General features: G+C 34.9%; 6 protein-coding genes. All 6 read right to left on the reverse strand.

Going from position 1 to position 7222, the window contains the following annotated elements; all coding sequences use genetic code 11:
- Positions 1-70: 70 nt before the first annotated feature.
- Positions 71-3187 (reverse strand): UvrD-helicase domain-containing protein, encoded by a 3117-nt coding sequence (locus tag ABF281_RS01005; protein WP_347179840.1) that lies wholly within the window; start codon positions 3185-3187, stop codon positions 71-73.
- Positions 3188-3250: 63 nt separating this feature from the next.
- The gene (locus ABF281_RS01010; protein ID WP_347179841.1) at positions 3251-3691 is read right to left on the reverse strand and encodes a hypothetical protein; all 441 of its coding nucleotides are present in this window, start codon (positions 3689-3691) and stop codon (positions 3251-3253) included.
- A gap of 66 nt (positions 3692-3757) precedes the next feature.
- A complete protein-coding gene (locus ABF281_RS01015; protein ID WP_347179842.1) occupies positions 3758-4921 on the reverse strand; it encodes a metal ABC transporter permease in 1164 nt (387 codons plus the stop codon).
- Complete coding sequence (locus tag ABF281_RS01020; RefSeq protein ID WP_347179843.1) at positions 4921-6027, reverse strand: iron chelate uptake ABC transporter family permease subunit; 1107 nt, start codon at positions 6025-6027, stop codon at positions 4921-4923. The genes ABF281_RS01015 and ABF281_RS01020 overlap by 1 nt, the downstream gene beginning before the upstream one ends.
- Positions 6028-6041: 14 nt before the next feature.
- A complete protein-coding gene (locus tag ABF281_RS01025) occupies positions 6042-6779 on the reverse strand; it encodes a metal ABC transporter ATP-binding protein (RefSeq protein WP_347179844.1) in 738 nt (245 codons plus the stop codon).
- A 38-nt stretch (positions 6780-6817) separates the two neighbouring features.
- The coding region (locus tag ABF281_RS01030) for a zinc ABC transporter substrate-binding protein (protein WP_347179845.1) at positions 6818-7222 on the reverse strand (405 nt) is incomplete at its 5' end.

Genomic DNA, 7222 nt, shown 5'->3' on the forward strand with positions numbered 1-7222 from the left:
TGATTTTAAACAAATATACAAAAGGGAACCTTTGTTCGCCAATAAAAAAGTTAAATCCACAAATAATTTGTTAGACGTTCATAATATTGATGTCTTGATTACAGTAAACTAATAATTTTTCCTTTACACGGTAGCCTAATCCTTCTAGGACATTAGAATAATTTTCTAGTTGCAACCTATGAGAGGGATTAAAAGCGCCTGTCTTATAGTCGACAATAACAGCTTCATTTCCACTAAAAACAACCCTATCCATGATATTAATTTCGCCACTGTGAGTCAAAAAGGATCTTTCTGTAAACACTTCTAGCCCTTCTTTATAATAATCCCTCAATCGAGGATGAGAAACGACCTGGTGAATAGATTTTTTTGCACGATTTAAAATTTCAGGAGACAACCCTTGCTGTTCCATATAATTATATGCCATTTCAACATCTTTAGCATCTATAACTTTTTCAAAAGCTTTATGAATGATATTCCCATAAACTCTGGCGCCATCTTCTTCTTCCCCGCGTTGAATAATAAATATTTGATTTTCTTTTTTATCAACGCTAAAAAATTCGTCTAACAAAAAATCGTCCTTTGATTTTTCTTCTTTAGACCTCCTATTAGAATCTCCAATTTCGTAGATCTGATCTGCATTTTTTTGAGCCATATAGGCTTTGAAATAATCTGAAAAGTGTTTTAACTGATCTGATTTACTGTTCTTTGTATCACACAAAATGTGCAGTTGTTCTTTTGCCCTTGTCAAAGCTACATACAACAAATTGAAACTATCAAGTTGAATTTCTGCACTCAACTTCTCTAGTTTTTCTTTTCCCTGGCCTCCATACAAAGACAATTGATTAGAAGCTTTTATTTGAAAACTTTCGAAACCTTTAAAAACGTCTAGCTCATGGGTCTGATACCAAACTTTCTCTCTACTGACATCTTCTGTATTCAAATCAAAAGGGAAAATAACGACTGGAAATTCAAGTCCTTTAGCCTTGTGAATGGTCATAATTTGCAAAGCATTTTCACTAGGTGCAACTTCAACTTTCAACTGTTTTTTCTTGGTATCCCAATAGGACAAAAACATTTGTAGCCCTCCAGATTCCTTTAATTGATACTGCAAAACAACATCTAGAAAAGCTTGTATAAAAACATCCGATATTTGCTGAAAACCAAAGACTCGAATTAAATACTCTACACCGTCATATAGAGACAAAGAGAAAAATTTAGTCATGCTAAATTCAAGACCCAAAAACTCAAAGAATTGCTCTGTATCATTTATAGATAGGCAGGTCTTATAAAATTCATGCTCCGGAACTTTAACATTTAAATGAGAATATAGGTAGTAAAGAACCTCAATCAGTACATCTTTGTCTACTGGGTTTTCTAACCATCTCAGCAAATACACAAACAACTGAACACCTTCATTGTTTTTAAGCAATAAACTATCTGGTGAAATGACTTCTATTCCTTGAGAAACTAAATAATCTGCCACCGCAACACCATCATCTTTTTTCCTAGTCAGAACACAAATATCTCCATAGGAAAAACCTTTAGATTTTATTTCTACCACCTTATGATAGACTTTCTCAGCATATACCTCGTGTTTTTCAAAGACCGCTTCTCTTTCAAAAACTTCCAACCGAACATAACCGCCTTCTTTGGTATTCGTCCTTTGATCTTCTTCCTTTTTGTATATTTCTTGATAAGCTGGTTCTTTGATATGGGTAGATAAAAACGAAAAAAAATCATTATTGAAATGTATCACGTTGCTATAACTCCTATAATTTGTCCCTAGAGTGGCTACTTCTTTCCCAACATGAAAAAGTTTTTTTTCGTTCTCGTCTGAAATATCAACAAATTGGGATGCTTTCCCTCCTCTCCACCTATAAATTGATTGCTTGGCATCTCCAACCAACATTAATTGTCCATTTCCTTGTGACAAGGCATTGTCAATTAAAGGAATTAAGTTTTCCCATTGCAACTCAGAGGTGTCTTGCATTTCATCAATAAAAAAATACTGAAATCTTTCTCCCAAACGCTCATAAATAAAAGGAACTGGCTGATCTTTGATTTGTTTGCTAACCAAACGGTTGAATTCTGCATTGACACAAATATTATTTTCGTCTTTTAAGTGTGTGTATTCTTTATGAATATAACTCAATACTGCCAAAGGCACTATCGATTTTAATATCTTTTTCACAAGAAAATACTGTCCGAAATCCTCTGATAATAATTGTTTAGAGACATCAAAAATAGGATACAAATTGTTTTTAACTATATCTATCCTTTCTCTATCCTCTAATTTCTTTGCATCTTTTGTTTTTGTTTGCGGATAAAAGTTCCCAGAATCAAAGCATTTCTCAACCGTCTTGATTGCTAGTTGTTCTTCCTTCTTATTCCACCCTGACACAAATTTTTTAAAATAATTTGGAACTGCACTTGACGTGAATGAAGAATGAGCAATCTCATATTCATCAATAAGCGCCATAGCTTCTTCTCCTAACTTTTTGAATTTATCCTCGGTGCCCTTTAAATAACCCTTTAAACGTGTCTCCAAAACTGTGAAATCTGAGAGATTAGTACTGATCAACTTAGATACTTCAACCTCATTTTCTTCGTTCAATAACAATTTTGCAACCGCAACTAATGACTCATTAATTTTCCAGTCCTTGTCCTCTTCAACCTGCTCCAAGGTATACTTTACCAAAATTTCTGTAAGTGCTTGGTCTGCCCCTATTTTAGAGATTAACAAATCTATTGTTTCTTCGAATAATGGATCTGTATCCATTTCTACCTCGAAATCTAATGGAAGTCCTAGGTCTAGAGAAAAAGTCCTAATTAATTTGTGTGTAAAACTGTCAATCGTATTGATATGAAAACTCGCATAATTATGAAGAATATTTTTTAAAATCCTCTTTGACTTTTCTTGTGCTTGTTCTGGACTTAAGTTCACTTCGTTCAGAAGCGATAACACAAGGTCATCTTCAAGGTTTTGTGAGGCATTTTTTAAAGTATTCAACACACGATGCTTCATTTCAGAGGCAGCCTTGTTGGTAAATGTGATGGCCAAAATCTTCTGAAACTCAAACTCACTTTTAGCCAAAAAAAGAATTTTCAAATATTCTTTTACCAGCGTAAATGTTTTACCGCTACCAGCAGAGGCATTGTATACTTTAAAAGGTTTGTCTATCGTCATTTCCTAAAAAATAGATGGTCTAATTTAGACAATCTCTTGACAATATTAGACAATAAATAAAAATTAGTCTTTATGAATATTAATTTTTTTGATCTCGGCTGCAAAAGTTGAAACGTCGGTATGGGACATCACTAACTTTACTGCAAGCTTGACTACTTCCTTATGTGTTCTTAAAGGAAATCCGATCCCTACAGCTAACTTCTCTAAAAGTTTCAGAGACAATTCGTAGGATTCTTTTTCAACAATTAACATTTTGGCTAGGGTATGAAGTCTCGTGATTCTATCTTCATAATTGGTCGGTGGATTGATAGGATATCTCTCCGGATGACGCACTATACTTCTGAAGATGATATCACTAATTCCTAAATCTCTTTTGATTTTCTTTAACAAAACAATTTCTCGTCTTGTCAACTTGCCGTCAACTTTTGCTATTTTAACAATGTTTGCAAAATGACCTCTATTAGCTCTTTGATTTTTGTTTAGGAATATGTTTAATATAGTCATTTAGGTGTTTTTTTATGTATTCTGTATTAAAGTTAGTAATTAATATAGAATAATACAAAAAAATAATCACCCTCTAAACAAGAAAAAATCATTCTTAATCCCTTCTAATTCTGAATTTTTGTTCTCAGAGATGTAGGTTACCGCCTGCTGTGTAAAAGACAATCCCTTGGGGGTTAAATTGATGATTCTACTGTTGATTGCTATCATATTATTTTGATTCGCAAGTTTCAATACTTTTTTTGCCCTCTGTTTTGTCCAATTGATATGTTCCTGTAAGTGATCGATATTTCTTTCATTTTCTTCCTCTTGATGATTTGCCAAATGGAGCATAAACACCAACATTGCCACTTCTGTTTTTTGCTGCTTTGTTCTATACCATTGAGAAATATAACCTTTGTTGGGTGCAAATAAATAAACCACAAAAAACAACAAACCTAATAAGGTCGCAATGGTTCCGGCGATAGAAGCATCTAAAACGTGGGCAACCCAATAGCCTACTATTGACGAAAAAACACCAACCAAAGAGGACCAAACCAACATCTTTTTTAAATTGGTGGTCAACAAGTAAACACAAGCGGCAGGAACAATCATAAAAGCAACAACCAAAATAGCACCAATCGCATCAAAAGCACCCACAGTTGTTACAGAAGATATTGTCATCAATCCATAATGGATACCTACAGGCGCAAAGCCTAAAGAAGCAGCCAGGCCAGTATCAAAAGTGGCAATTTTCAATTCTTTATAAAACAAGAGCAACAACAGTATTGAAACTCCTAAGATCGTTCCAATCATCCATAATGATTTTGGACCTAAATCAATTCCACCATACATCCAGCGATTGAACGGAGCAAAAGCAACTTCTCCTAACAATACAGCATCTAAATCTAAATGCACATCCCCTGCGTTACGAGCTATAAGAATAACCCCTAAACTAAAAAGAGAAGGAAATACCAAACCAATAGCAGTATCTTCTTTGACTAAACCTGTTTTTTGAATATACTCTACCAATACTACTGTTAACACTCCTGTCAAAGTTGCCATTAAAATTAACCATGGAGAGGCCAAATCTTGTGTGATAAAAAACCCAATAACAATTCCTGGTAAAATAGAGTGACTGATGGCATCACTGATCAACGCCATTTTTCTGAGCACCAAAAAAACTCCTGGCAAAGCACAAGCTACTGCTACTAAAACTAAAATCACTTGAATTTCTAACTGAGCATTTGTCATTACTGGTTCGTATATAAATTTTCAGCAGTGTTGAACCCTTTTTGGGTCAAAGCCCAATCATCTTTGTTCAACTGAATTAATTCTTCACTCTCTAGCCTCTTTAGACTTTTACGTGTATATCCTTGAAAATTGTTCAACAATAATATTTTATGAGGATGAGAAATATTTTCATGATCTTTTGCCAAGTTGTACATAAATAATAATGTCTTCATCAACTTTAAATCATTCCTGTTTTTCCATAATTTTATTTGTCTAAATAACAATCCCCTGGTCGGAGAAAAAACAAATGAAATCATCACAAAAAAGGTTGCAATCAAAACAATAACTGGACCTGTAGATAAATTATTGGCACTCGCACTGATTGCAGTTCCTAATACTCCTGAAACGCCGCCAAAAATTCCTGCCAAGAAAACCATTTTAGATAAACTATGAGTCCATTGCCTAGCCGCGGCAGCAGGAGCTAACAGCATAGCACTCATCAAGACGACTCCAACTGTTTGAAGCCCCATCACAATTGCTATCACAATAAAAGAAGTCATCAAAGTGTCAATAAACTTTACATGAAACCCTAACGTTTTGGTAAAATCTACATCAAACAAGACCATTTTGAATTCTTTCCAAAACAACAAGACAACAAACAAAGCTACCCCTGTAATCATTGACATCAACCAAACATCTTCTGCCAACAAAGTTGCTGCTTGTCCAAACAAGTATTTCTCTAACCCTGATTGATTTGCATTTGGTAATTTTTGAATATACGTAAGTAGTAACATTCCAAAACCAAAAAATGTTGACAAGACGACCCCTAAAGCAGTGTCTGATTTCAAATGTGTTTTAGAGATTATTCCTTTGATAAAAACAGCACTAACCAAACCACTTAATAAGGCTCCTAACAGTAAGCCATTGTTGTTTTTTACACCTAAAACTAAAAACACAATCGCAATTCCTGGTAAAGAGGCATGAGCTATAGCATCTCCCAACAAACTCTGTTTACGCAAAACAGCAAAACTACCCAACATCCCGCACAAAGCGCCTAACATGGCCGTTCCTAACGTAATAATTTGTAAGGTATAATCGGACATTAACAAATAAATATACTGTTCCATGCTTTGTCGATCAATTATTCTACAATACTTGTTTTGTAATTTATTCCGTAGGTTTTGGTCAAATTATCATCATTAAAAATATCTGCCACTGGACCGGTTGCAATTTTTTTTACATTTAAAAATGTCACCCAATCAAAATACTCTGGAACGGTTTGCAAATCATGATGAACCACAACAACTGTTTTTCCTGCTTTTCTCAACTCCTTCAAGATTTGAATGATGGCTTTTTCTGTAGTTGTATCTACCCCTTGAAAAGGTTCGTCCATAAAGTAAATCGCCGCATTTTGTACCAATGCCCTAGCCAAAAAAATACGTTGTTGTTGCCCTCCTGACAATTGAGAAATCTGCCTACTCTTGTAAGGCAACATTCCTACTTTTTCCAATGCTTCCAGGGCTAATTTTTTTTCCTTTTTCCCGGGTCTTTTGATCCAACCCAAAGCACCGTAAGTCCCCATCATAACCACATCTAACGCTGTCGTTGGAAAATCCCAATCCACACTCCCTTTTTGAGGCACATAGGCAACCTTATGGCGTTGTTTTCGGTACGGCTTTCCATATATGGTTACAGAACCGGCCAAAGGCTTTATAATATCTAAAACTGATTTTAACAACGTTGATTTACCTGCACCATTGGGACCAACAATAGCCATCAAAACCCCTTCTGGAATCTGCAAATCTATATCCCACAATACAGGTTTATAATTGTATGCTACCGTTAAATCATCTATGGCAAGAGCGATGTTATGATCCATTTTCTTCTCGTAGTATTTCTTGTTGATTCTTTTGTTTTTTATTTAAGTGCATTAACAATGGTGTTGACATTGTATCTAAACATACCTATATAATTTCCAGTCTCTTCATTTGTATTACCTAAAGCATCTGAAAACAATTCTCCTCCTATTTTTACCTCTTTCCCTTTAGACTCTACAGAGGCCTGTAAAGCCTTTACCGTTCTTTGAGGCACAGAACTTTCTACAAAAATTGCTTTGATCTCACGTTGTATAATGAGATTTGAAAGTCGTTGTACATCTCTAACTCCAGCCTCAGTTGTTGTAGACAAGCCTTGCAAACCCAAAACCTCAAAATTGAACTCTTTGCCGAAATATGAAAAAGCATCATGGGCGGTAACTAAGATTCTATTTTCTTTTGGCAACTCCTCTACTTTGGTCTTTACTTCTTGTTGCAAAGCATTGAG

Source organism: Wenyingzhuangia sp., from assembly GCF_039768515.1.
Classification (GTDB): domain Bacteria; phylum Bacteroidota; class Bacteroidia; order Flavobacteriales; family Flavobacteriaceae; genus Wenyingzhuangia.